This window comes from Pseudomonas sp. DE0010 (genome assembly GCF_007680745.1).
Lineage (GTDB): Bacteria > Pseudomonadota > Gammaproteobacteria > Pseudomonadales > Pseudomonadaceae > Aquipseudomonas > Aquipseudomonas parafulva_B.
In genome coordinates this window covers 1-262 of record NZ_VEJQ01000226.1, presented here as the reverse complement: position 1 = coordinate 262, position 262 = coordinate 1, and the positions used below count along the sequence as shown (strand labels likewise).

The following is a 262-nucleotide window of genomic DNA, read 5'->3' as shown; positions in this document are numbered from 1 at the left end:
CGACCGGAGATCGAGAACACGTCTTCGATCGGCATCAGGAACGGCTTGTCGATGGCGCGCTCGGGCTCGGGGATGTAGGAGTCCAGGGTCTCGACCAGCTTGCGCACGGCGGAAACGCCCATCTCGTTGTCATCCTGACCGTTCAGAGCCATCAGCGCGGAGCCGATGACGATCGGAGTGTCGTCGCCCGGGAAGTCGTAGGTGTTCAGCAGATCGCGAACTTCCATTTCGACCAGTTCCAGCAGCTCGGCGTCGTCAACCA

At 61.5% G+C, this 262-nt stretch carries 1 pseudogene; it reads right to left on the bottom strand.

Annotation, left to right across the window (positions count from 1 at the left end):
• A pseudogene (tuf, locus tag FS767_RS22340) lies at positions 1 to 262 on the bottom strand (elongation factor Tu); the annotation flags it as partial.